The sequence below is a fragment of the Olivibacter ginsenosidimutans genome (assembly GCF_039542865.1).
GTDB classification, from domain to species: Bacteria; Bacteroidota; Bacteroidia; order Sphingobacteriales; family Sphingobacteriaceae; genus Olivibacter; species Olivibacter ginsenosidimutans.
On record NZ_BAABIQ010000012.1, the window covers coordinates 1 to 1087 of the forward strand.

The following is a 1087-nucleotide window of genomic DNA, read 5'->3' on the forward strand; positions in this document are numbered from 1 at the left end:
CTTCAAAGATCCATTTACCCATTTCGTTGATGAGCGGTAACGACTCTTTCAGACGCAGCTCCTTGACCTGATCGGTAGCAAGTTGTCCTTCTTTGGCCCTGCGTTCAATCTTATAGAGCTTCTGTATCATCAGAAGTGCTTTTTCTGCCCTTGGGCGGTCATTATCCAGTGCTTTTTCAAATTCGCGACGCGCGTGTGCCCAGCAGGCCAAATGGGTTATCTCTTTCTTCTTGCCATACTTTTCGTAGACGTGATACCCATCACTCTGCAGATACCCTTTGAAGTTCCCTAACATAGGCATTGGCGCACTACTGCCGCGGGTAGGACTATAGTCAAACAGTACAGTTCCATCCAAAGGAGCATGGTATACCCAATACCAACCGGTATGGGCAGCGCCTTTTTTATCGCTGTCCAGTACTTTTATGGTGGTCTCATCTACCTGTAAATAGCCTTTTGTCTTAGTGTCAAAGACCAGCTGCTCATAAAGCGGTTCAAGTTTGATCAGCGCCTCTTTTGTCCAGCCTTCGATAGTCGAGGAGGCGATCTGTATGTTTTCCCTGGCGAAGATCTGTTTCTGGCGGTATAACGGGAGGTGATCCTGGTATTTAGCGGTCAGTATCATCGCCAGCAGACCTGCTCCGGGGATACCTTTGTCGATGACACGCTCGGGAAGTTCTCCGATTCTGACCCCTTCACCGTTCTTGGCTGCATATTTATAGCGGATATAGCGTTTGATATAGAACTTTGCAGGCTCGCACTCGAGTTCTTCGGTAATTTCCTTTCCGATGCAAACCATATCCGTTAGGTCCCCTTCGGGATGGATCTCTATCTCTTCTACAGGTAGATGTTCAGGTAATTTGGCGCGGCCGTGGTGGTTGGGCCGCCTGCGTACATATTCGATCTTTTCCCTGATTTCTTCCTGTTGCTGTTCTATTTCTTCAGGCTCAGCCTCAAACGGGAGTGCGGTCTGGTTAGGGTCACCTTCGAAGCGCTCTCGTTTCTGTCCGAACTGCATGCGTTTGTACATGGCAAGCTGAGATTGCAGATAATCGCGCTCACGGGAAAGCTCTTCTATCTTTTGTTCACG

Annotated in this window: 1 protein-coding gene; it reads right to left on the reverse strand. The window is 48.8% G+C overall.

The window, feature by feature from the left end:
- On the reverse strand, positions 1-1087 hold a 1087-nt coding region (gene tnpC, locus ABD930_RS08685; protein ID WP_345231332.1), incomplete at both ends, for an IS66 family transposase.